At 73.0% G+C, this 23,603-nt stretch carries 23 protein-coding genes; 17 read left to right on the top strand and 6 right to left on the bottom strand.

Annotation, left to right across the window (positions count from 1 at the left end; translation table 11 throughout):
• Positions 1-289: 289 nt before the first annotated feature.
• From GA0074692_RS19700 to GA0074692_RS19680, 6 genes are all read left to right on the top strand, one after another.
• On the top strand, positions 290-1,462 hold the full coding sequence (locus tag GA0074692_RS19700) for a helix-turn-helix domain-containing protein (RefSeq protein WP_091653769.1): 1,173 nt from the start codon (positions 290-292) through the stop codon (positions 1,460-1,462).
• Positions 1,463-1,668: 206 nt separating this feature from the next.
• Positions 1,669-2,982 (top strand): helix-turn-helix domain-containing protein, encoded by a 1,314-nt coding sequence (locus GA0074692_RS19695; RefSeq protein WP_176738509.1) that lies wholly within the window; start codon positions 1,669-1,671, stop codon positions 2,980-2,982.
• Positions 2,983-3,089: 107 nt separating this feature from the next.
• A complete protein-coding gene (locus GA0074692_RS34840) occupies positions 3,090-3,254 on the top strand; it encodes a hypothetical protein (RefSeq protein WP_176738508.1) in 165 nt (54 codons plus the stop codon).
• Entirely contained in the window at positions 3,241-4,443 is a 1,203-nt protein-coding gene (locus GA0074692_RS19690) for a helix-turn-helix domain-containing protein (RefSeq protein ID WP_245730379.1), read from the top strand. The genes GA0074692_RS34840 and GA0074692_RS19690 overlap by 14 nt, the downstream gene beginning before the upstream one ends.
• Before the next feature lie 3 nt (positions 4,444-4,446).
• Positions 4,447-4,650, top strand: coding sequence for a hypothetical protein (locus GA0074692_RS19685; protein WP_091646679.1), 204 nt, complete (start codon positions 4,447-4,449; stop codon positions 4,648-4,650).
• Between the two features lie 226 nt (positions 4,651-4,876).
• A complete protein-coding gene (locus GA0074692_RS19680) occupies positions 4,877-5,806 on the top strand; it encodes a phosphatase PAP2 family protein (RefSeq protein ID WP_176738507.1) in 930 nt (309 codons plus the stop codon).
• Positions 5,807-5,886: 80 nt separating this feature from the next.
• On the opposite strand, the gene GA0074692_RS19675 is transcribed toward GA0074692_RS19680, so the two are convergent.
• The 5 genes from GA0074692_RS19675 to GA0074692_RS19655 all read right to left on the bottom strand — a co-directional run bounded on the left by GA0074692_RS19675 (position 5,887) and on the right by GA0074692_RS19655 (position 9,085).
• Positions 5,887-6,279, bottom strand: coding sequence for a PAAR domain-containing protein (locus GA0074692_RS19675; protein ID WP_091646677.1), 393 nt, complete (start codon positions 6,277-6,279; stop codon positions 5,887-5,889).
• 34 nt (positions 6,280-6,313) lie between these two features.
• Positions 6,314-6,505: a response regulator transcription factor gene (locus GA0074692_RS19670; protein ID WP_281199127.1), complete on the bottom strand. Its 192-nt coding sequence runs from the start codon at positions 6,503-6,505 to the stop codon at positions 6,314-6,316.
• Positions 6,506-6,510: 5 nt separating this feature from the next.
• The gene (locus tag GA0074692_RS19665) at positions 6,511-7,035 is read right to left on the bottom strand and encodes a hypothetical protein (protein WP_091646675.1); all 525 of its coding nucleotides are present in this window, start codon (positions 7,033-7,035) and stop codon (positions 6,511-6,513) included.
• Positions 7,032-8,378: a COG1470 family protein gene (locus tag GA0074692_RS19660; protein ID WP_141725350.1), complete on the bottom strand. Its 1,347-nt coding sequence runs from the start codon at positions 8,376-8,378 to the stop codon at positions 7,032-7,034. The genes GA0074692_RS19665 and GA0074692_RS19660 overlap by 4 nt, the downstream gene beginning before the upstream one ends.
• A 95-nt stretch (positions 8,379-8,473) precedes the next feature.
• Positions 8,474-9,085, bottom strand: coding sequence for a Pvc16 family protein (locus GA0074692_RS19655; protein WP_176738506.1), 612 nt, complete (start codon positions 9,083-9,085; stop codon positions 8,474-8,476).
• A 178-nt stretch (positions 9,086-9,263) separates the two neighbouring features.
• Between GA0074692_RS19655 and GA0074692_RS19650 the strand changes: the two genes are divergently transcribed.
• From GA0074692_RS19650 to GA0074692_RS19640, 3 genes are read left to right on the top strand one after another with little or no spacing between them, the layout of a single operon-like run.
• On the top strand, positions 9,264-10,823 hold the full coding sequence (locus GA0074692_RS19650; RefSeq protein WP_091646672.1) for a phage tail sheath family protein: 1,560 nt from the start codon (positions 9,264-9,266) through the stop codon (positions 10,821-10,823).
• A 34-nt stretch (positions 10,824-10,857) separates the two neighbouring features.
• On the top strand, positions 10,858-11,340 hold the full coding sequence (locus GA0074692_RS19645) for a phage tail protein (RefSeq protein WP_091646671.1): 483 nt from the start codon (positions 10,858-10,860) through the stop codon (positions 11,338-11,340).
• A complete protein-coding gene (locus GA0074692_RS19640; protein WP_091646670.1) occupies positions 11,327-11,737 on the top strand; it encodes a hypothetical protein in 411 nt (136 codons plus the stop codon). Before GA0074692_RS19645 ends, GA0074692_RS19640 begins: the two co-directional genes overlap by 14 nt.
• Positions 11,738-11,891: 154 nt before the next feature.
• On the opposite strand, the gene GA0074692_RS34085 is transcribed toward GA0074692_RS19640, so the two are convergent.
• A complete protein-coding gene (locus GA0074692_RS34085) occupies positions 11,892-12,074 on the bottom strand; it encodes a hypothetical protein (RefSeq protein WP_141725349.1) in 183 nt (60 codons plus the stop codon).
• Between the two features lie 58 nt (positions 12,075-12,132).
• Between GA0074692_RS34085 and GA0074692_RS19635 the strand changes: the two genes are divergently transcribed.
• From GA0074692_RS19635 to GA0074692_RS34080, 8 genes are all read left to right on the top strand, one after another.
• Entirely contained in the window at positions 12,133-14,940 is a 2,808-nt protein-coding gene (locus GA0074692_RS19635) for an eCIS core domain-containing protein (RefSeq protein ID WP_141725348.1), read from the top strand.
• An 87-nt stretch (positions 14,941-15,027) separates the two neighbouring features.
• Positions 15,028-15,513, top strand: coding sequence for a phage tail protein (locus GA0074692_RS19630; protein ID WP_091646668.1), 486 nt, complete (start codon positions 15,028-15,030; stop codon positions 15,511-15,513).
• 42 nt (positions 15,514-15,555) lie between these two features.
• Entirely contained in the window at positions 15,556-16,698 is a 1,143-nt protein-coding gene (locus GA0074692_RS19625; RefSeq protein ID WP_091646667.1) for a phage tail protein, read from the top strand.
• Complete coding sequence (locus tag GA0074692_RS19620) at positions 16,695-18,614, top strand: phage baseplate assembly protein V (RefSeq protein ID WP_141725347.1); 1,920 nt, start codon at positions 16,695-16,697, stop codon at positions 18,612-18,614. The genes GA0074692_RS19625 and GA0074692_RS19620 overlap by 4 nt, the downstream gene beginning before the upstream one ends.
• Before the next feature lie 8 nt (positions 18,615-18,622).
• Positions 18,623-19,048, top strand: coding sequence for a GPW/gp25 family protein (locus tag GA0074692_RS19615; protein WP_091646665.1), 426 nt, complete (start codon positions 18,623-18,625; stop codon positions 19,046-19,048).
• Complete coding sequence (locus GA0074692_RS19610) at positions 19,048-20,988, top strand: putative baseplate assembly protein (RefSeq protein ID WP_091646664.1); 1,941 nt, start codon at positions 19,048-19,050, stop codon at positions 20,986-20,988. Before GA0074692_RS19615 ends, GA0074692_RS19610 begins: the two co-directional genes overlap by 1 nt.
• A complete protein-coding gene (locus GA0074692_RS19605) occupies positions 20,988-21,536 on the top strand; it encodes a phage tail protein (RefSeq protein ID WP_091646663.1) in 549 nt (182 codons plus the stop codon). The genes GA0074692_RS19610 and GA0074692_RS19605 overlap by 1 nt, the downstream gene beginning before the upstream one ends.
• Positions 21,520-23,559 (top strand): zinc ribbon domain-containing protein, encoded by a 2,040-nt coding sequence (locus GA0074692_RS34080; RefSeq protein ID WP_141725346.1) that lies wholly within the window; start codon positions 21,520-21,522, stop codon positions 23,557-23,559. The genes GA0074692_RS19605 and GA0074692_RS34080 overlap by 17 nt, the downstream gene beginning before the upstream one ends.
• Positions 23,560-23,603 lie beyond the last annotated feature (44 nt).

Genomic DNA, 23,603 nt, shown 5'->3' with positions numbered 1-23,603 from the left:
GGGTGATTATTTGGGCGACGATCGGGATGGACGTTGGCGGACTGCCACGGACACTGGGGACCGTTCTGGCAGCTCAAGCGGGCGATAGGCATCCTTTTCCCGGTTCCTGGCACCCGGCGACAGTTCAACGCCAAGTGACTCTCGTTATGGCGCAGGAAAGCGGAGATCGGTAATGAAGCCGGCGCGTGGAGTCACGGGGTGGGTGGTGCGGGTGTACCTTCCGGAGTGGCGGCCCGCCGGAGTAGCGGCCGGTGCGGCCGTCGCCCAGTCCGCTACCTGGGAGCACCCCATGCCGCACGTTGACCCACGCTTCGGGGCACACCTGCGAGCGATCCGTACCGATCGTGGTCTGTCCCTACGTGCGCTCGGGCAGCTCACCCACCGGGGCAAGAGCCACCTGCACGAACTGGAGACCGGGGCGAAGGCTCCGACCTTCGACACCGCCCGTCATCTCGACCGGGTGCTCAACGCCGGTGGCACTCTGATCGCGTTTGTTACCGCACCGGTTGACCACCAGGCTGAAGCAGACGACCTGCTTGCCCGAGTCCGGGCCAGTGATGTCAGTGCTGAGACTCTCGCCCGGCTCGAAGCGGCCGTCGATGACCTGGCCAGCGCCTACCCGACCACACCACCGGCCGAACTGTTGCCGAGGGTCCGGCGTCACCTGGCATACGTCAGCCTGCTGCTCGATGGCCGGGTGACCCTGGCTCAGCGCCGTCGTCTGGTCGTCGCCGGGGCCTGGCTGACCGTGCTTCGCGCGACCGTGCACGTCGACCTCAATCAGCGCGGCCCGGCCGGCGCGCATCTGGCCGCAGCGCACGATCTCGCCGGCCACGCGGAACACCCGGAGATCCAGGGGTGGTGCCTGGAAACCCGGGCGTGGGATGTTCTCACGCACGGCGACTACCGGCAGGCCGTCGACCTGTCGCGGCAGGCTCAGCGGGTCGCACCCCGGGGCAGCTCGGCACACATCCAGGCCACCGCCCAAGAGGCGCGCGGCTGGGCGCGCATGGGAGACGTGCGGCGAACCCGCCGAACCCTGGACCGCCTGGAGCGGTTGACCGCGAATCTGCCCGTGCCGGAACGCGCCGAGCATCACTATCGGTACGACCCGACAAAGGCCCGGGCGTATGCGGTCACCACGCTGGCGTGGGCTGGTGACCCGGCGGCTGAGCAGGTCGCCCGGTCGGTGCTGACCGAGTTGGACCCGCGCGGGGATGGTGGGGAACGCCCGCGCCGGTCGGCGTCCGCCCGCCTCGATCTGGCGTTGGCGTTGCTGGCCGCTGGACAGCCGGACGAGGCCAGCACGCTAGCCGTCGAGGCGATCACCTCCGGTCGGGTCGTGCCCTCGAACTGGTGGCGGGCACGGGAAGTGCTACGCCACGTTGAGCGGACCGGTCTGGCTGAGGGCGCGGTTCTGCGCGAGGCGTACGAGGCGTACCGGCCGGTCACCCAGCCGTAGCCCGTCGCCCAGTCGACCTTCGGCTGTCCAGGTCGAGAGGTAGCAGACCCGACTGGTGGAGGCTTCTCCGGGAGCTCTCTCAGGTAGTTGGGCGTGATGCCGAGAGTCACTGTCGGGTGACTTCTCGTGTACCGTCCGGAATGGCGGCTTGTCGGAGTAGCGGCCGGCGGTGCTGCCGGCCACATCTCCACCTGGGAGCATCCGTCATGTCTGCGTCTTCGCGGTTTGCCGTACGTCTGCGCGCGCTGATCAAGGAACGAGGCATCAGCTACCGGGCGCTCGCTGCCCGCACCTACTACGGCAAGAGCTACCTCCACGACCTGGCGCACGGCCGCAAGTCACCCTCGCCAGAGGCTGCCCAGGCGCTGGACACGGCTCTGGACGCCCGAGGTGAACTGGCCGCTCTCGCATGCATCGATGACGACGGGCGATGGCCGATCGACTGCGGCACGCACTGGCGGCACCGCGACGCCGAGCACCTCTCGGACCTGCTCGTCACCGCAGTCCCGACCCCCGAGAACGCTGCCGAGCTGGCGCATCAGTGGCTGATCGCGGAACCTCCGCAGCGCTACGAGCTGAGCGCTGGCCGCCGGGTGAGTGCCGAGACGGTGGATCGCATCGAACGTCGGGTGTGGCAGCTCCGTCGTCTGGACGATCACATCGGCGGCGCCGAGACGTATGCGATGGTCGCTGCCGAACTGGACGTCACCGCCGGTCTGCTTCGGGAAGGCACCCATTCTGAGGCGGTCAGCCGCCGGCTGCTGGTCGTAGTCGCTGACCTGTGTCAGCTTGCCGGATTCGTCGCCGAGGATGCTGGCCGGGCTGTCGACGCACGCCGGTACTACCTGGCTGGCATGCGGGCCGCGCATGCGGCCGGAGACGCGGCCAGCGCGGCGAACTGCCTCAGCACGCTGAGCTATCTCGAGGCGAGCGTCGGCGACCGACGCGAGGCGGTCACCCTGGCTCGGTCTGCGTACGCGGGTGGCCGACAAAGGGCCGAGGCCACTGGTCGGGCGTTGCTGTTGGAACGGGTCGCGTGGGCACATGCCCGGGTCGGTGAGGCGGGCTTGGCCGAGCGGGCGCTGGGCGCGGTGGAGGAGACCTACCCGACCCGTGACCCGGACGCCGTGCCACCGTGGGCGTACTGGCTGACTCCCGACGAGGTGGAGATCATGGCGGGCCGGGTGTGGACGGAGCTGCGTCGGCCGCTGCGGTCGGTGCCGATCCTGGAGCGGGTGACTGCCCGTTACGGCCAGGAGGTGCCCCGAGAGACGTCGCTGTATCTCACGTGGCTCGCGGAGGCTCTGGTTCAGGCTGGGGAGGTCGAGCAGGCGACCTGTTCGGCTGGGCGAGCGCTGGATATGGCTCGGCGGGCGCAGTCGCATCGGGCGGTCCGGCGAGTGGTTGAGCTGGGGCGGATCTTGTCCGAGGCTGCTCCGGGCGCAGCGGCAGTGAACGAGTTCCTGGATTTGGCCTCGGACCTGTCCGCCGTCGGTCGTGGGCGGCTCGGCGGACAGTAGCGGACGGCGTCCGCCTGGATCATTCAGCCGAGTCGTCACAGGCTGTGGTTGGGGCACGACGTAAACGGACCATTCGGTGTCGATGCCCCTCCTCAGTGGAGGTGGGAATGGGCGACGACACTTCGGTTCGAGCCAGCGGCGAGCAGCTTCAGGCAGCGGAGCGCGAGGCCGCCAAGCAGCGGATCCTTGCTCAGGCGGAGGCGGATCGGATACCGGTCGAGGAGACCGCCCGGGCGGTGCCGGAGCGGCGGTGGCGTCGTGGACAGGATTGACCTGCTGCCGGTCGGTCGGCGGGTGGCGTACTGGCGGGGGCGGCGGAACCTGTCGCAGCAGGTGTTCGCCGATCGGCTCGGCAAGTCGAAGAGCTGGGTGGACAAGGTCGAGCGAGGCGTCCGTGCGCTGGACAAGGTGTCGACCCTTCAGGACATCGCCGCCGTCCTGCGGATCGACACGGCGGTGTTGCTGGGTCGGGATGTCCAGCCCGCAGAGGTGGCCGAGCGGACCGTGGATGTCGAGCGCATCCGGGCGGCGTTGTCGCGGTACGAGATTCCGCTCGGGAGGCCGGCGGGCCGCCGTCCCGTCCTGTCCGTCGACCGGCTGACCCGAGAGGTCGCGCACGCCTGGACGACTTTCCAGTACGCCCGCTATCCGCAGGTGATCGACCTGCTGCCGGACCTGCTGACCGACGTGCAGCGCACCCACGCCCACAATCCCGGCGCAGGCCGGGTGCCGCTGGTCGAGGCGTACCGGATCACCGCCGCACTGCTGGTCAAGCTCGGTGACGCCGAGCTGGCGTGGCTTGCCGCCGACCGGGCCATGGCCGCCGCGACCGGTGACTGGATCCTGGTGGCCGCCGTAGCGGTGCAGCTCGGCCAGGTGCTCCGCGCTGCTGGCCGGGTGAGGACGGCGAAGTCGGTGATGCGGGCCGCCGCCTACCGCATCGCCTCACCCATGATCGAGTACGGCACCCCGCCAGACCTGTCCCTATGCGGAACCCTGCTCATCCAAGCCGCCCTGGCTGCCGCCCGCTATGGGGATGGTGCCGCCGTTGTCGAGTTGCTCGATGAGGCCGCCGACCTGGCCGAACGGGTCGGCGACGGGCACGACCACCACCGCACCGGGTTCGGACCCACCGCCGTGGACCTGGCCCGCACCGCCACCGCCATCGAGCTGGGCGACGCCCGGGACGCGGTGGCCTGGCACGAGAAGGCCATCCAGCGGTATGGCTGGCGATATCTGCCAGTCGAGCATCGGGCCGCACACCTGCTCGACGCCGCCCGCGCGTACCTCCAAGTCGGTGACCCGGTTGCTGCCGGGCGGGTGCTGGTCGACGCCGAGCGGATCGCGCCGGCCGAGGTCCGGCACCGGCCGGCAGGCCGGGACGCGCTCGCCCAGGCCGCCCGCGAACTGGACGCCCCGGCCACGCTCACCCAGCTCGCTGATGCTCTCGGGGTGGGATGAACGGTGACCGGCCCGCACCTGTCCCTGGCACAGATCCGCAACCGGATCATCCTCACCGCCCGCGCGGTCCTCCGCCAGCACCGGCCCGGATCCGACGGCCGCTGCCCGGTGTGCCGTACCCCGGACTGCCCGGTGGCGACCGCCGCCCGCGACGTCCTCCGCGCAGCCAGGGACGTACCGCAGCGGAATGCAGGAACCGACGGATGACACTCGATCCGACCACCTGGTAGCTGCTTGTGCTCGAGACCCGAACTCGAGGCCAAGGTGCGCCACGTGGTCGGGGCTGTACTTGAATCCACCGACCAACGCGGTGGTCACTTTTGAGCTCTTAGCGGACCGTTAACCTCTATTTGAACACGCCTTAACGGTCGAATCGGGATGCTCGGGTCGTGCGATGTCTTCGAGCCACTGACCGGCGAAGGTGAGAGCGTTGTTGAGCACAACCACGTTTATCAGCTTCGCGATCGCGTTGATTGCGGTGGCGGTCGCGTTCGGACTCGTGATCTGCGCGCGACCGGCCGTACGCCGATTGCGAGCACGTGTGGGCCGCGGACGACTGTCGCTCTGGCTCGATGAGAACCCGACCGCACAGGGCCTGCTCGTCCTCCTTGTGGGCAGCGCGACAGCGTTTGCGCTGATCCTGGTTTTTATAGAGATCCTGGACGAGGTACTCGACAACGACGATCTCACGGTTGTCGACAGGCCGATCATCGAGTGGATAGCCGATCGGCGCACCGCAGGCGTCGACACTGTGGTGGTGCTCGTCACCGACATCGGCGGCAAGGTACTGCTCGCCAGCGTCCTCGCCATAGCGGCCAGCGCCGTCGCGCTGCGGCTGCGATCGTGGCGGCCCGTCGTGCTCGCTGCCATCGCTGGCGGTGGCGGGGCGCTGCTCGTGGCCGGTATCAAGGTGCTGATCGGCCGTGACCGGCCCGATCCGCTGCACCGGGCCGTGTTCGAATCCGGGTTCTCGTTCCCGTCCGGGCATACGGCCAGCACGCTGGTCATCCTCGGCACGGTGGCGCTATTGATCTCCATGGTTACGGCCAGCGGCACCTTGCGGGCCACGGCCTGGATGGCCGCCGGCATCCTCGCCGTGGCGGTGGGCCTGTCACGCGTCTATCTCGGTGTGCACTACCCGAGCGATGTCCTGGCCGGCTGGGTGCTCGGAGCCTGCTGGCTGGTGACGGTGGCGATAGCCGCACGACTGCCTGAGACGGCGATCCTTCCCGTCGCGCGCCGGCTACCCGCTCCGGGACGGGTAGCCGGCACCGCGCTTCGCCCCGTCGTCGCCTCCACCCTCGCCGCCCTCAGCGCCCTGGCGGCGATCTTTGGCGCGGTGAGCATCGCGGCGATTACCTGAGTCACTTCGGTGGCCGAGGCACCGACTCGTCCGTGACCGTGTCGTGGGCGAAACGGTGACAATGCCTTCTGCTGTGAGGCTCAGGCGACGATCACCTGGCCGGTGGCGACGATGGTGCCGTTCGGTAGGGGCGCGGGGTCGTTGCAGGTGTTGACCTTGTCGCCGTGCCGGGCGGCGGGCTTGCCGTTGATCAGCACGGTGGGGCTGCCGGCGAGGACGGTGCCCTGGTTGGTCGGCGGGACCTGGAACGGCCCACCGGTGGGTACGTGCGGGGGCGAGTTCACCGCCCCGCTGCCCACCACGGCAGCCGGTTTCCCCTCAATCAGCACGTCGGTGCTGCATCCGGTGGTGATCGTGCCGGCGAACGGCATCGGGGTGGGCGTCGGCACCGGTCCACCCGGGGACGGGACCATGATGATGTGGGTGTCGTTGCCGACGACCTTGTCACCGAGTTTCGCGGCGGGTACGCCCACGACTGGCGCTCCTTCCGTAGGCCGGGTCGGCCGTTCAGATCAGACCCTCGCGGATGGCGTGCGCGACCGCCTGGGTCCGGTTGCGCACGCCGAGCTGGACGGTGATCTCGTGCACGATGTTCTTGATGCTGCGCTCCGAGTAGGACAGGTCCCGGGCGATCGTCGCGGTGTCCGCGCCGGCGGCGATCATCCGCAGCACGGCAAGCTGCCGTGGCGAGAGGGGCAGGATGGTCAGGCCCCGGGGGCCAATACCTGGCGTTGCGCGCGTCCCACCCGGGTCAGCAGGGAGCTGAGCAGGTCGGTGGGGAGCCGCGCCTCGCCCCGGGCGGCGGCCCGGACCACCTCGCGTAGCAGCCCGGCGGTGCTTTCCGCGCGTCGGACCATGCTCAGGCCGCCCGCCTCGATCGCCTGGAGTCCCGCCGTGTCGTCGAGCTGCCCCACCACCAGCACCGGGCGCGGCTTCGGGCCGGCGGTCGCGGCCAGCGCGTCGAGCTGGGCCAGCAGCCAGTCGTCCACGGTGTCCCCGACGACCACCAGCACGTCGGCCGTGTCGTCGTCCCCGGTCACCACCACGGGACGGACCCCGGGCACGTCCCCGTCACCGATGCCGAGCTGGGCGACCACCCCGGCCTGGGAGATCGGGTCGCGGGCCCGGACCGCCGTGCGTACGGGGGTGACGGGGGTGACGGCGGCGGCCCCGTCGGGCTCCGGCCGGCCGGACGCGGTGACCCCTGCGGGCTCCGGTCGGCCGGTCATCGGGCGGCGGGGCTGGTGGACGGGCTGGCGGCCGGCGCGACCGGCACCAGTTGACCGGCGAAGTACGCGGCCGGGGTGCACGGCGTACTGCCCGGGTTGGTGCACTTCACGGCCACGGTGACCGGCTGGTCGGCGGAGAACTTCAGCGGCTGCACGAAGTGGTAGTCCAGGTCGCGGAAGTTGTTCAACCCGGTCTCCAGCAGCACGGTGTCTCCCCGTCGCACCTGGAGCACGCCCGCGTCGCCGTGCGGGTTCTGCAGCACGATGTCGGTCACCCAGAGCACCTTCCGCGCCGCCGGCCGGTACGTGGACAGCGCGAACTCGTTCGAGGTGGGGGAGGCGCTGGTGGCGACCCGGAAGTCGGCGGCGGTCTCCGGGTCGGCGTTGTCCAGGGTCCCGCCCGGACCGTTCCCCGCGCCGTCTGCCGGGCCCGCCGAGGTACTCGGCTTCGGCGCGGCGGAACCGCCGGTCACCGCCTGCTCGGCCTTCTCAGCGGTCACCGCAGCCTCGCTGGCCTGGGTCTTGACCTCGGCCACCTCCTCGCTCAACTCCTGGTTGAGCTGCTGGGTCTCCACCTGGGCGGCCTCCTTCGCGGTGGACTGCACGGTCGGCTTGAGCACCGCGAACCAGAGCGCCACCAGGGCCACCGCCGCCGCGACGGCGATCAGCACCACCCGGGGCGACCAGGCGGGCAGCATCGCCTGCTGCACCAGCACTCCGTCGGAGGTGATCGGCTCGGTGTCGGGACGGGTGACGGCCACCTGGAACGGCAGGTTGCGGTCCGGTCCGAGCAGGAACCGCTTCTTCGGGCGTACCCGCAGCTTGACGAAGGTGGCGGTGCCCGGACGCAGCGCCGGCGCGGCCGGCCGGACCCGGAAGTCCAGCAGCAGGTCCGGGTCGGTGGGCAGCACCTCGACGGTGGTCTCGGTGTTGCCGGTGTTGTCGACGACCAACTGGTGGACGCCGGTCCGCCGGGCCCGGGAGGTCCGGGGAGCCAGCTCGGCGGCGAGCTCCACGAAGGGCAGGACGGTGACCCGGCCCTCCTCGACCACCGAGCCGTCCGGGTTCTCCCGGCCCCGCACCCGTACGCCGAAGTCGACGTCGCCGGCCGGGACGGTGGCCGACCGGGGTGGCCGGAAGGTGACTCGTGCCTCCTGCTCGGTGCCGGGGAGCAGGTTCATCGTCGGCGGGTCGATCTCGGCCCAGGACCCGGCGTCGCCGACCAGGTCCAGGGTGAAGTGGTCCACGACGGAGGCGGTGTTGCGCACCCGTACGGTGCAGCCGACCTCGTCGCCCGGCGCGACGGTCAGCTCGGTCTCGGCAAGTCCCACAGCGACGCTCATGCCGGGCAGTCTCTCGGCGCGGCATGGGCCGGCAGTACCACGATCGAGGAACACCAACGGGCAGCCGTCGCTACCTCATCGGGCAACCAGACGGTTCAGCCGGGTTCGCTGATCCGTCCCGGGCGGCGCGGGGCGCGGGGCCCGGCGGGGTCGCCCGGCTGTCTGCTGCTGTTGACGCTCACCTCACGCGGCGCCGGGGCCAGCTCGGTCGATGCCTCCGGGACGAACGGGACGAGTAGTTGCAGGTGCAGGCCGGTCCGGGCCGGCCCGCCGCGCGGCAGCCACGCCGAGCCGGCGGTCCCCTCGCGGTGGGGGGCGCTGCGCACCACCACCGCCTGGTTCGTCCGGGCCAGGGCCCCGGCGAGGAAACGGGTGGGCAGCGCCGTGCACTCCGCGCAGCCGACCAGCAGGTCGCCGAGGAGGCGGTGTTCCCGTTCGGTGTCCGGTCCCCAGGCGGTCAGCAGGTAGCTGAACCGGTAGCGCCGCCCCGGCGGGCGGCGCGCGGTCACCTGGCCGGTGGCGTCCCGCAGGTCGTCCCAGGTGGCGGAGACCCCGCTGGAATCCTCCTCGACGTCCAACAGGAAGGCCGAGACCAGCTCGCCGGCGAGTTCCGCGCAGCGGTCCGGCGGGTCGAAGACCACGGGTACGCCCGGCGGCAGGTAGCTGCCCAGCCAGGCCCGGACCGACAGGTCGACATCCCAGATCACCCACCCACCCTGCCGGTCGTCCGGGTGTCCCCGCGTTCGGCGGCAGGGCAGGCCGATGGGGCGGATCCGGTGCCCTTCGGGGCAGTGTGGCCTACCCCCGTGGCGGTCCGGCGGGCAACGGATCCGGGCGCGCGCCGTTGGCATGCTCGCCGCAACACACCGTCGTACAGGAGGTTCGATGCCGACGTATCTGTCGCCGGGCGTCTACGTGGAGGAGGTGTCCTCCGGGTCGAGGCCGATCGAGGCGGTCGGGACCGCCGTCGCCGCGTTCGTCGGCTTCGCCGAGAAGGGGCCGGTCAACGAGCCCACCCTGATCACCAACTGGTCGCAGTACACCCGCACCTTCGGCGGGTTCGTGGCCGGCGCGTTCCTGCCCCTGTCGGTCTACGGGTACTTCCTCAACGGCGGCGGTTCCGCGTACGTCGTCCGGGTGGGACCGACCGGCGGGGACGCCGGGGCGGCGGGCGGCGACGGGGCGTACGCCACCGCGGCGGTGCCGGCCGGCGGCGACAACGGGAAGCTCTCCTTCACCGTCCGCGCCGCCCTGCCCGGCCCGGCGGGTCAGGACCTCTCGGTCGAGGTCACCGACGCCTCCGAGGGCGGCGACGACACCTTCAAACTCGTGGTGAAACAGGCCGGCAAGCCGGTCGAGACGCTGGACAACCTGACCACCCGCCGGGGTGCCGGGAACGTGGTCACCGCCGTGAAGCAGCAGTCCAAGCTGATCCAGATCGAGGAGGTCAAGGGCGCCACGCTCGCCCCGCCGCGCCGAGGTGCCGAGGTCGCCCTGGCCGCGCCGGCCCTGCCGGCCACCACCACGACCGCAGACCTCGCCGTACGGGCCCAGGACTACGTCGGGGACGTCAGCGACCGGACCGGGTTCGCCGGGCTGGAGGCGATCGAGGACGTCACCATGCTCAGCGTGCCCGACCTGGCCGCCGCCTACCAGCGGGGAGCCATCGACGACGAGGCGTTCAAGGCCGTCCAGCTCGCGATGATCGCGCACTGCGAGCTGATGGGCGACCGGGTGGCCATTCTCGACCCGCCGCCCGGCCTGCACCCGCAGCGGCTCAAGGAGTGGCGGCAGGACGTCGCCGGCTACGACTCGAAGTACGCCACGCTCTACTGGCCCTGGGTCAAGGTCATGGACCCGGCGCAGGGGCGGGCGGTGTTCATGCCGCCGAGCGGCCACGTCGCCGGGGTGTGGGCCCGCAACGACGACACCCGGGGCGTGCACAAGGCCCCGGCCAACGAGATCATCCGGGGCGCGCTCGCCCTGGAGAGCGGCCTGACCAAGGGCGAGCACGACCAGCTCAACCCGATCGGGGTGAACTGCATCCGGTCCTTCCCCGGCCAGGGCATCCGGATCTGGGGCGCCCGTACGCTCTCCAGCGACGCCGAGTGGCGCTACCTGAACGTCCGGCGGCTGTTCAACTGGATCGAGAAGTCGATCCTGCTCGGCACCAACTGGGTGGTCTTCGAGCCCAACGATCCCCGGCTCTGGGACGCGGTGCGCCGGGTCATCACGATGTTCCTCCGCCGGGTGTGGCGCAGCGGCGCCCTGATGGGCGACACCTGGTCCGAGGCGTTCTTCGTCAAGTGCGACGCGGAGAACAACCCGCCGGAGAACCTCGACGCCGGGATCCTCACCGTCGACATCGGCATCGCACCGGTCAAGCCGGCCGAGTTCGTGGTGTTCCGGCTCTCCCAGCTCTCGCACGGCGCGGGCGACGACTGACCCCGACCCGACGACGTAACCAGAAAGGACGATCATGGCAGGTCAGGGCACCCAGGACGCACGCGAGAACACCCAGATCATCAGCGCCGCCGTGTTCCGGCTGGAGGTGCCGGGCATGAACGCGATCAACTTTGCCGAGCTGGTCGGCATCAGCAGCGAGGTGGAGAACGCCGAGTACATGGCCGCCGGCCCCACCGGGCCGATCTTCTCCCGGCACTTCGGCCGGACCAAGCCGCCGACGGTCACCCTCAAACGGGGACTCGACCTCAACGGCGACCTCTGGCTCTGGCACCAGAAGGTGCGCAACCTGATGTACGACGCGTACCGGGACTGCGCGCTGAAGCTCTACGGGCCCGGCGACGACCTCAACGGCGACGCCCGGCTGACGTACATGATGACCAACGCCTGGCCGGCGAAGGTGGAGGTCAGCGGGGTCAAGGCCGGCGCGACCGACATCGTCTACCAGACGGTCACGCTGATGTGCGACGACCTGTTCGACTTCAATGCGCGGATCTGACCTCGCCGAGCCCGCCGCCGCACCGGCGGCGGGCCTGCGCACCGAGTTCCCGTTCGTGCTGCCCCGAGGGCTGGTGGACGACCGGGGCGCGGTGCACCGGGAGGGCGTCCTGCGGCTCGCCACCGCCCGTGACGAGATCAACCCCCAGGCCGACCCCCGGGTACGGCAGAACCCGGCGTACCTCACCGTGCTGCTGCTGGCCCGGACGGTGACCCGGATCGGGGCGGTGCAGCCGGTCGACACCACGGTGATCGAGCGGCTCTTCGCCTCCGACCTGGCGTTTCTCCAGGACCTCTACCGGCGGGTCAACCAGCAGGGGCACACCGGGGCGGAGGTCACCTGCCCGTACTGCGGGGACGAGTTCGCAGTGGACCTGGCCGCCGCGTCCCACCCGTGAACCGTCCCGACCGCTAGGGCCGACCGTATCGACCGCTCGGGCCGGCCGTATCGATCGTGAACCGCTCCGACCGCGAACCGCCGTTTCTGAGCTGACTGAGGAGGTGGGTGATGGCCTGGTCTCTCCGGCCCCACCGGTTGTTCCGGCCGGGCCGTCAGCCGGCCGCCGAGGCGTCCGCCCCGGTGTCAGCAGCGGCCCTGGCTTCGGCATCCGTCCCGGCGTCGGCGGCGGCCCCGGCGTCGACCGCTGGGGGACGGTCGTTGCGGGCGGAAGCCGCGCTGGCGCGGGTGCCCGGGACGATCGCCGCATCGGCGTACCCCGCTCGGTCGGCGCACACCGGTCAGGAGTGGACCGGGCCCGTCACACCTCTGCTGACCGTGGCACCGGTCCCGACCATGGTCACGCTCGCCCTGCCCCCGGTGGTGGCGGGTGTCCCGTCGTCCGGGCCGGCTCTTTCCGACGCGGCCACCGGTGTCCCGGCCGTTCTCCGGTCCGCCGTCGTACCGCTGCGCACCGGTCACCCCGACCGTCCGCTGGCCGCGCCCCGCGTGCTGCCGTCGGACGTCCCGGCCCCCCACACAACCCCGCTGACCGGGTTCGACGACCCGAGCCAGCATGGTGGCGACCGGGTCCCCGGGCAGCGGCGTGACCTGGACCGGGTTACCGGGCCGGAACGCGGTGTGGGCCCGGTCGAATCGGAAACCCACCAGGAGCCGATCGAGGGTTCGGGACCGGAGCGTGACGGTGGCTGGCCTGCCGAGGCGTCGGCCCAGACCGCCGCCCGGTTCGCCGCTGCCGGACTGCCGATCGCGCCCGTCTGGCCGCCCCCCGGCTTCGAGGACGTCTACCGAGCGGCTGAGGTCACCCGGGCGGCGGAGGCGGCTCGCCCGACCGGCACGCCGAGGCCCGCCCGACAGCGGGACGAGCGACCCACCGATCCGCCGTCCGGACAGCACAGTGCCGGCTCGGCACTGCCGGACAGTCGCGCGGTCCGCCCGGTCGAGGTGGTTTCCCGCGCCCGGCCCAGGCCGTCCCGGCCGGCCCCGGCAGGGGAGGGGACGCCAGCCACCTTCAGCCCGGAGGGCAGACCGGTGGACGTGGCGAGCACCCCGGGGGACCGTGCCGAGCACCCGGCAGCGGCGTCCGCGACCGACACCGCCCCGCACCCGACGCACGGCACACCGCCCGTACCGCCGACCAACTCGGCCGTGTGCCGCCCCGACGACCAGCCCAGCCCGTCTGTGTCCCGCCACGATGACCTGACCAGCCCGGCCGTGCCGCCTTCCGACGACTGGACCAACCCGGCGGCGTCCTGCCCGGCTGGCCCGTCGGCTACGCGTCGGGCCGAGTGGACCGGGTCGCCCGCCGGCCTGGATGAGTCGTCGGAGGGCGGCCCGATCGCCGTGGCGCAGGGTGGGGACGTCGTACGCCGGGTGGGCGACCAGCCCGCCTTGTCGCCGGCCCGGTTCCTGACCCGGCGTACGGACACCTCGTCGGTCGGCACCGGAGAACAGTTGGCGGTGCCACCCGCCACGACCGGCGCCCCGGCACCGGTCACCCCCACGGAACTGCCGGCCCGGTACCCCGCCTCTCCGCCGGTCACCGCCACAGCGCCGGCCAGCCCTGCGCCGGCTGGCGGTCCGGGGGCCGGTGATCCGCAGTCCTCGACCCCACCCACCGTCGCCGGGTACGCCGATCCGCGTCCCGACGGGACGGCGACTTCGGGCGCGTTCTCCCCATCTGGGAGCACGTCCGCAAGCTTCTCGCCGAGACCACCGAGGCGTTCCGATCCCGCCACCGTGCTCACCCCAGCGGGCGGCGGGGCGGGGTTCGTGTGCGGTTGCGGTGGACTTTGCTCGGCGTGTCGTGTAGCTCAGCTGCCAACGAGCGCGCCCACCCCGCCCGCGTGGCGTCCGGTTTCCCCGGCCGGGCCCGCCATCGGTACGCCGGTGGTCGCGGACCCGTGGCCGGTGCCGGCGCCCGGCACCGCATCGGCACCGGCCACGGACGACGTCCCGGCCGACCGCCGAGCGCAGCGCCACCAGGTCACCTCCGGGGCAACCGTTCCATTCACTCTGGACGGTTGGTCGACTCCGGTGACCGCCTCGGCTGGCGAATCGGTGTCCCCGGAGCGTGGCGGCTCGCCCGAGCCGGTGACCCCGGTGCCGGCCGCGCTGGTGGACGGGTTCCGCCGCCGGTACGGCGTCGACGTGTCGGACGTACCGGTCCGGCGCGACCCCGAGGCGACCGCCGTCGTACGGCAGGCCGGTGCCCGCGCCGCCACCCGGAACGGTGAGGTCCTGTTGCCGGCGGAGGCCGGCCCACTCGACACGGCCCCCGCCCGGGCCCTGCTCGCCCACGAGCTGGCCCACGTGGTGCAGCAGCGCGCGCTCGGTGGGACGACCCCGGCGGAGTCGACGGCCGCCGGGCGTGACCTGGAGGCACGCGCCCTGGCCGCCGAGTACGCCTTCGGCGACGGGTCCGCGCCGGACGGGGTGGGCCCGCTGTCCCCGCCGGTGCCCCTGGTGGCCGGCGGCATGACCGTCCCCGCCGGTGAACCGGCTTCGACGCCCGGCGGAGGTACCTGGGGGATCACGCCGGACGGCGGACTGACCTGGCGGGCCGGTGCCGCTGGCCCGGCCGCCACAGGTCACCCCGTCCAGCGGGCCCCCGTGGGGGGCTCGGCCGACGCGTTGGCCGACCTGCGCGACCTGGTGCGGGCCGAGGTGACCCGGCAGGAAGAGGCCGAGCAGGCCGGATCGTCTGAGCGGACCGGGCGGTCCGAGTGGACCGGGTCGTCCGAGCAGACCAGATCGTCGGAGCGGACCGGGTCGTCCGAGCCCGCGCCGGAGGCGGCGGCCCTGGCGGCGCTGCGGGCCGAGGTGGCTGCCGCGACCGCCCCGCCCGCGTTCGACCGGGGTGCCGGCCGCCTCGCCGAGGTCCGCGACGCGGTGGAGCGGCTCCGCGACGAGCTACGGACCGCGACCGAACGGGAGGAGGCCGCCACGGCCCGCCTCGATCGGGACGCGGCGCTGCTGCGGTCCTGGGTCGGTGACCGGCTGCCGGGGCGGGCGGTGGACCTGGACAGCGCCGACGACCTGGAGGAACTGGCCGGCCGGCTGTACGGACGGCTGCGTGGCCGGCTCCGACAGGAACTGCTGGTCGACCGGGAACGCGGCGGACGACTGGCCCGCTTCCCCTGACCCGACGATCCCCCGTACGCGAAAAAACCCACCGCACACGACGAGCCACGAGCACGACGACGCAGGCGACGAGGAGGTACGTAGACGATGGCAGGCGGTCTCTCCACCGCGGCCCGGTTCATGGGCGGCTTCTTCGAGGTCACCGGGGTCAACCACCGGTACCTCGTGGTCATCGACGACGAGCGGTACAACCTCGGCTCCTGGTCACGGGTGTCCGGACTCGGGGTGACCTGGCAGGTCTGCGAGTACCGCGCCGGGGACAGCAACGACGTGCACGCCTTCGTGGGCGCCCCGACCTACAGCCGGATTCGGCTCAGCCGGGCGGTCTGCTTCGACTCCCAGGTGGTGCAGGAGTGGCTCTGCCAGCAGGCCCGGCGGTACCAGCCGCTCAGCGGCAGCATCCAGCTCGTCGACAGCCTCGGGATCAAGATCGTCGGCTGGGAGCTGAAGCACTTCTTCCCGGTCGGCTGGTCGGTGTCCGAACTCGACCCGAGCCGGGCCGGGATCGCCGTGGAGACCCTGGAGCTGGCCCACACCGGCTTCCTGAACGACGACGTCTCGTTCTCGCTCTGACCTGACCCTTTCCGCAGCCCGACCAGACCAGGAAGGACCGTGATGGCGGCGATCTCCGCGGGACAGCTCGGCGGAATGCTGGGCGACCCGAGCCAGACCGCGAAGGGGCTGGCCTCCGGCGGCCTGGCGCAGTTGTTCCGCAGCGGGCCCGGGGTCCGGCGGACCGACAAGCTCGGCCTCGCCATGCGGTTCCAGGTGACCATCGGCGGCGTCCAACTCGGACTGTGGCGCTCCTGCCGGGGCCTGCGGGCCGACTTCAAGCCCGAGGTGGTCCGGGTGACCGGGGACTACGTCGGCCAGTACCACCTGCCGGGCGAGGTGAGCTACCCGCCGATCGTGCTGGAACGGGCCGTCCACCGCGAGCACTCCGCGCGGTTGCAGCGCTGGCTGGTCGACGTCCTGGGCTCCTGGCGGGACGGCACCGGCGACGACACCCGGACCACCGCCCGAATCACCCTGCTCGACGCCGACGGCGAACCGGTCGACAGCTGGCTGCTCTACGGCGTACGGCCGTCCTCGTGGTCCGGCCCGGACCTCTCCGCCGACACCAACCAGGTGGCGGTGGAACGCCTGGAGCTGGTACACGAGGGTTTCTTCCCCGACCTCCAGGCCCGGGCGGCGTCGGCCACGCTCTCGTCGCCGAAGCTCGGCACGGTCACCTTCGCCTACAACCCGGCCAAGATGAACATCACCCGTTCCTCCCGGGCCAGTCAGCTCGTCGGGCAGGGCAAGGGGCTGGTGATCGCCTCGGACACCGCGCTGCGGGTGTCGGCGGGCGAGGTGCTCCTGGTCGGGCCCGGTGTCGCGCAGGACGTACAGAAACTGATCGCCTTCTCCGGGGCGCCCGCCCTCGACGGGCAGCAAGGCACGGCCACCGCCAGCGACGCCGAGCTGCCCGAACTCACCTTCACCTGGGGCAAGCTCTCGATGGCGGTCAAGCTGAGCACACTGAACGTCAACCTCACCCGGTTCGACGGGGACGGCCAGCCGGTCCGCGCCCAGGCCACCCTGGACCTGGTCGTGTTCAAGGGGGAGATCTTCCCCAAGCAGCCCGGTGCCCCGACGCCGGCCCGCTCGGTGTGGACCGACCCGGCGCAGTGGCGGCAACGGGCCGCGGCGAGCGGCATCGACGACCCGACCCGGGCCCAGGCCCGCGCCGGGGGAGCGCCGGGAGCGCGGCGATGAGCAACGTCGACCGGCACCACCTGCTCTGGGGTACGACCGCCCTGCGTCCCCGGGTCACCACCGGCACGGCCGACCGGGACCTGCCGTCGCCGATCGCCGCCGCTCTCGTCCGGGTGGTGGTGGACACCCAGCTCTCGCTGCCGGACATGTTCGAGCTGACCTTCGCCGACCTGGACGGCGACCTGCTCACCCGGGCCGGTCTCGAACTCGGCACGGCGGTGCGGGTCTTCGGCCCCACCCAGAACGGCGCGGCCGAGCACCGGCTGGTCAGTGGCGAGGTGACCGCCCTGGAGGGCCGTTTCGTCGACCTCACCGCGTACGTGGTGGTGCGCGGCTACACCCACGACCACCGGCTGCACCGGGTCCGCCGGACCCGTACCTTCCTCAACCAGTCCGACTCCGACATCGCCCGCCAGGTCGCCACCGACGCCAAACTCACCGTCGGCACCATCGACGCGACCGGCGGCACGCTCGCCCATCTCGCCCAGGTCGACCAGACCGACTGGGAGTTCCTGTCCGGCCGGGCCCGCGAACTCGGCTACGAGGTCGGTGCCGACGGCGATCAGTTCCACTTCCGGCGGGCCACCACCGCCGGCCGGGCCGGCACCCCGCTGCCGCTGACCTTCCGGGGCAACCTGCGCCGGTTCCTGCCCCGGGTCACCGCGGGCAACCTCGCTCCCGAGGTCGAGGTGCGGGCCTGGGACCCGGTCGCGGCGACGGTGGTCGCGAGCCGTACCGCGACCACCGCCGACGGGGTGAGCCTGGGCGCGGGCCGGACCCCGGCGGACGCCGCCGACCTCTTCGTGCCCCGGGCCGCGCCGGCCCCGCCGCGCGCCGGCAACAGCGCCGTCGGTGACGTCGGGCCGGCCCCGGGGCCTCGGGCGCACGTCCTGGTCGGTCGGGGCCTGCCGGTCCCGGACCGGGCCGACGGCGCCGTCCGGGCGGTGGCGGCGAGCCTCGCGGCCAGCGTCGGTGGCTCGTTCGCCGAGGCCGAGGGGGAGGCGCTCGGCGACGCCCGGCTGGTCGCCGGAGCGGCGGTCCGGGTGGACGGGGTACCGGCCCCGTTCGCCGGCACCTGGACGCTCAGCGCCGCCCGGCACGTCTTCGACGAGACCGCCGACGGGTACCGCACTGAGTTCACCGTCGGCGGCACCCAGGACCGGTCGCTGCTCGGCCTCACCGACACCGGCGACACCGGGTCCGGCCGGATCGACGGGGTGGTCTGCGGGGTGGTCAGCAACGTCCGGGACCCACAGGACCTGGGCCGGGTGAAGCTCGTCCTGCCCTGGCTGTCGCCGGAGCACGAGACCGACTGGGCGCCGGTCGGGCAGCTCTTCGCCGGCCCGGTCGGCGGAGCGTTCTTCGTCCCCGAGCCGGGCGACCAGGTCCTCGTCGCCTTCGAGTTCGGCGACGTGCGCCGGCCGTACGTGCTGGGCAGCCTGCCCAGTACGCACACCGGGTACGGACTGGACGGCGCGCAGACCTCGTCCACGAAACCGGGTACGAGCGGCGTCAAGTCGGTCGGCCAGACCGGTTCGGTGATCCGGCGTGGGCTGCTCTCGCCGTCCGGCAACCGGCTGGTCTTCCACGACGAGGTGCCGCCCGGCGGCAAGGGTCAGCCCACCGCCGCGAACCTGGTCCTTGGCACCAAGGACGACAAGCTCGCTCTCACGATGGACCAGGTGGCCGGCGAGGTCACCCTGCGCTGCGCCCCGGACAAGCCCGGGAAGCTGGTCATCGAGTGCACCGGGCAGACCGCCGTGGAGATCAAGGCCGGCCCCGGCGGCAGCCTGACCCTCGACGGCGGCACCAGCCTGAAGCTCAAGGCCAAGACGGTCGACATCGACGGTACGCAGATCAACATCAGCGGCACCGCGGCGACCGCCATCAAGGGCAAACCCATCCAGCTCAACTGAGGAGTGCCATGCAGACCGACGTCATCGGCACCGGGTGTGCCTTCCCGCTGCGCGTCCAACCCCACGGCGGGCTCGCCACGGTCAGCGGGACCGCCCTGCTCGAGCAGGCGATGCACGTGATCCTGGCGACCTACCCCGGCGAACGCCCGATGCGGCCGGAGTTCGGCTCCCGGCTGCGTGACTTCGTCTTCGAGCCGGCCACCGCCGCGACCCGGCGGGCGGTCGCGGTGGAGATCCGTACCGCGCTGGACCGGTGGGAACCCCGGGCCGAGATCGACGAGGTCGCCGTCACCGACGACCCGACCGGCGACGGGCTGCTGCACATCGACATCCGCTACCGGGTACGCGGCACCGAGGACCCGTACAGCCTCCAGCTCGACCTGCGGACCCTGCCCGGCGACGAGGCCCCGACCGGGGCGGAGGTGCCGAACTGATGGCGCTGCCCGCCCCCGCCCTCGACGACCGCGGCTACGACGACCTGGTCGCCGACGCGCGCCGGCTGATCGCCGACCGCTGCCCGGAGTGGACCGACCTGCATCCGGCCGACCCCGGCGTGACCCTGATCGAGACCTTCGCGTCCCTCACCGACCAGCTCATCTACCGGCTCAACCGGGTGCCCGACCGGCTCTACGTCAAGTTCCTGGAACTGGTCGGGGTGCGCCTGGTGCCGCCCACCCCGGCCCGTACCCCGCTGACGTTCTGGCTCTCCACGCCGGCCCGGGCCACCCAGGTCGTCCCGGCGGGCACCCGGGCGGTCACCGTCGCCGACGGCGACGACCCGCTGGTCTTCACCACCCTGGCCGACCTCACCGTGCCGCCCTGCGCCCTGACCCAGCTACGCGTCCGCACCGCCGAGGGAACCACCGACCAGACCGCCGCCCTGGAACTCGGCGGCCCGGTGGCGGCCTTCTCCGCCGTACCGCAGCCCGGCGACGAACTGCTGGTCGGCCTGGACCGGCCGGTGGGTGGCTGCGCGGTGCGCCTGGAGTTCGAGGGACGGGTGGACGGCGTCGGGGTCAACCCGCAGCACCCGCCGCTGCGCTGGGACGCGCGGGTCGCCGACGGCTGGCGGGAGTGCGAGGTCAGCCTGGACGAGACCGGCGCGCTCAACCGGCCCGGGGCGATCCTGCTGCACGTACCCGAGGGGCACCAGGCCACCCTGGTCGACGGCGTCCTCGCCGGGTGGTTGCGGGCCCGGGTGGTGGAGCCCGAGGAGGGCCAGCCCGCCTACAGCGCCACCCCGGTGATCCTCGGCCTGGCCGCCAACACCGTCGGCGGTACCACCGAGGCCGTGCACGCCGACCTGGTCGACGACGAGGAGATCGGCGACTCGGAGGGGGTGCCCGGCCAGCGGTTCGCGCTGTCCCGCCGACCGGTGCTGGCCAACCTCGGTGACCCGGTCCTCGAGGTCAGCTCCGACGACGGCTGGCAGCCGTGGACCCCGGTCCGCCACTTCGCCGGCAGCGGCCCGGACGACCGGCACTTCCTGCTCGACGGGGTGACCGGGGAGGTCGTGTTCGGCCCGGCGGTCCGTCAGCCGGACGGCACGCTGCGCCGCCACGGCGCCGTACCGGCCCGGGGCAGTCGGCTGCGGTTGCGCCGCTACGCGGTCGGTGGCGGCAGCCGGGGCAACGTCGCCGCCGGTGCGGTCCGCGCGTTGCGCACCAGCGTCCCGTACGTCGCCGGGGTGGAGAACCGCCACCCGGCCGGCGGCGGCGTGGACGGCGAGACCCTGGACGAGGCCCGCCGCCGGGGCCCGCTGACGCTACGCAGCCGGGACCGGGCGGTGACCGCCGAGGACCACGAGGTGCTGGCCCGCGAGGCGGCCCCCGAACTGGCCCGGGTGCGCTGCGTACCGAGCGACGGCGACGGCCCGCCGGTGGCCCGGATCCTGGTGGTGCCGGCGGCCCCGGTTGAGCACGGCCGGCTGCGACTGGAGGACCTGATCCCGGCCGAGGCGAGCCTGACCCGGGTGGCCGAGCGGCTGGACGCCACCCGGCTGATCGGCACCCGGGTGGTCGTCGAGCCGCCCCGCTACCGGGGAGTGACCGTGGTGGCCAGGGTGGTCGCCCGGCCCCGGGTCCGCGTCGACCGGGTCCGCGAGGACGGCCTGGCCGCCCTGTACGGCTTCCTCAGCCCGCTGGCCGGCGGCGGTCCGGACGGGCGGGGCTGGCCGTTCGGCCGTCCGGTGCAGGCCGGGGAACTCTTCGCCGTGCTGCAACGGGTCCGGGGCGTGGAGCTGGTCGAGGACCTGCGGCTGTTCACCGCCAACCCGGTGACCGGGGAACGGGGCGCCGAGGCGGGCCGGATCGACCTGGAACCGGACAGCCTGGTCTTCTCCTTCGACCACCAGCTCCGGGTCGAGGAGCACTGATGCGCGGCCTGGTCGACGTACGGATGCCGTACCCGGTCGCCGGGTTCCTGCCCGCCCTGTTGCAGGAGGACGACCTGCTGGTCCGCTGGACCGAGGGCCTGGACGAGGTGCTCGCCCCGGTGGTGTCCACCCTGGACTGCCTCGAGGCGTACCTCGATCCCTGGTTGACGCCGCCGGACTTTCTGCTCTGGCTCGGCGAGTGGGTCGGCGCGCACCTGGACGAGAACTGGCCGGTGGAACGGCAGCGCGCGATGGTCGCCGCCGCAGCCACCGCGCACCGGCTCCGCGGCACCGTGAGCGGGCTCCGGATGCTGCTGGAACTGGCCACCGACGGCGAGGTGGAGATCGTGGACTCGGCCGAGGTCTCCTGGTCGACCCACCCGCGACCGGACACCGGGCCGGTCCCGCCGCCCCGGCTGCACGTCCGCGTCCGGGTGGCCGAACCCGACCGGGTCGCCCGGTACGCCCTGGCGGAGCTGATCCGCGCGGCCGTGCCGGCCCACGTCGCGACGACCCTGGAGGTGCTCGGCCGTGATCGTCTGTCGTGAGTGCGGCAATCACAACGGTGACGCGGACACCTTCTGCGGTTCCTGTGGGAGTTTCCTGGAGTGGACCGGCGAGAAGACCACGCCGAAGATCACCGAGGCGCCCGAGCCGGAGCCCGAGCCGGAGCACCGTCTGCGTCCGACCCTGCTGCAACGCATCGCCGGGGTGATCGCGCCGGCCCCGGGCGGTTCCCCGGTCGACCAGGGCGTGGTCCGGGTCTCGGACGGGTCCACGCGAGGGGCGGGAGCCCGCCCGGGGTTGGGTGGTCCCCCCGGGGTGCCGGGTGGACCCGGTGGGGCCCGACCGGGTCCACCCGGCACCGGCCGCCCGGGATCGCCGCCCGGTCCCCGTACCGGTCCGCCCGGGGTGTCCCGCTCTGGCCCGCCGGGTGCGTCTCGTCCCGGTCCGCCCGGGGTGTCCCGTCCCGGTCCGCCGGGAAGCAGCGGGCCGGGATCGTCTCCGGGGGTGCGTCCCGGCCCGCCCGGCACTGCCTCGGCGGCCCCACGCCGCCCCGGTCCGCCGGGCGTTCGTCCGGCTACGCCGGGCACCGCTGGCCCGGCTGCCCCGACCGTCCGTCCCGGCCCGCCGGGCACCGGCGGCGCGGGCGTACCGGGAGTTCGCCCTGGCCCGCCCGGCACCGGCGGTGGGGCGGCCCCCGGGCTCCGCTCCGGTCCGCTCGGGCTGGCCGACGCGCCGGGCCCGAAGCCGCCGGGTGTGGGTGCGCCGCCGCGCCGCCTGCCCCCACCGCCACCGGGAGTGGCGAACGCGCGGCTGCCCCGACCGGTCGAACGTCCCGCCGGCGCCCGGCTCGGCGTGCCCGACGGCCCGCCGCCCGGTCCGACGCGTCCGGCACCCGGCGAGCCCGGGAACGACCGGGAGTCCGGCAGCGACGCCGAGTTGGTCGGCGCGGATCCGGAGCACGAGCTGGACGACGCGGTCGAGGTCACCGCCGTCGGGTCGAAACCGACCGACGCGACGGACCGAACCGACGGTCCGGACGAGGAGCCGTCGGAGTCCATGCGGCCCCGGCGTGCGCTCGCCGCACCGCACACCAGCCCTCTGGTAGCGACCGGCGCGGACCCGGCCAGCCCGGCCGGGCGGACGACCGCAGGGCGGACCTCCGGGCGGCCCCGCGCCGGTTCCCCGGTCGGCTCCGAACCGGAGGAGGTGACGCCCCAGCCGGTCCGGCCCCGGACCACCACCACCGGCCGACGCGCTCCGACCCGCCGGCTGGAACCGGGTGATCTGATCTGCGGCGAGTGCGGCGAGGGCAACCCGCCGACCCGCCGGTTCTGTAGCCGCTGCGGCGACTCGCTGCGTACCGCCGAGGTGGTCCGCCGTCGGTGGTGGCAACGGCTGCTGCCCCGGCGCGGCCCGAAGGTCACCGCGGCGGGCACCCGTCCGGGCACCCCAGGCGGGGGCTCGGGCGGTGGTGCCGTCGGCGTGCTCCACCGCGTCTACCAGCGGGCGAACGCGGTCGCCGCGATGCTGCTCTTCGCGCTCGGCATTGCGTACCTGATCTATCCGCCGCTGCGGGAACGGGTGAACGCGGTGGTCATGCCGCCGGTGCGGGACGCCCGTGCCTGGGTCGACCGGAAGCTCAACCCCCGGTTCGTGGCGGCCCGGCCGGTGGAGGTGACGGGGAGCGCGTCGGTCTCCGAGCACGGGCCGGACCTCACCGTCGATCAGTACCGCAACACGCACTGGCAGGTCCGCTGGAACGCCGAACGGCCGCCCACGGTGACCCTGCGCTTCGGGGCCGAGGTCGACCTGGAACGGCTCATCGTCATCGCCGGTACGGCGGAGGACTACACCGCCTCGCACCGGCCGGCGAAGTTGCACCTGGTCTGGTCCACCAACCGCTCGGACACGCTGACCGTGCAGGACACCGGCGAGCCGCAGACCCTCACGCTGACCGCCGCCAAGGGGGTCACCAGCGTGCAGATCCAGGTCACCGACGTGTACCGAGCGGAGAAGGGCACCGACGTGGCCGTCAGCGAACTCGAGTTCTTCGCCCGGGAGTGACACCGCTCCCCGGTGGCGCGGCTCGCTGGGCCATCACATCCCGG

The organism is Micromonospora pallida (genome assembly GCF_900090325.1).
Taxonomy (GTDB): domain Bacteria; phylum Actinomycetota; class Actinomycetes; order Mycobacteriales; family Micromonosporaceae; genus Micromonospora; species Micromonospora pallida.
The sequence above is the reverse complement of the archived record's forward strand: the minus strand, read 5'-3'. Positions and strand labels throughout refer to the sequence as shown.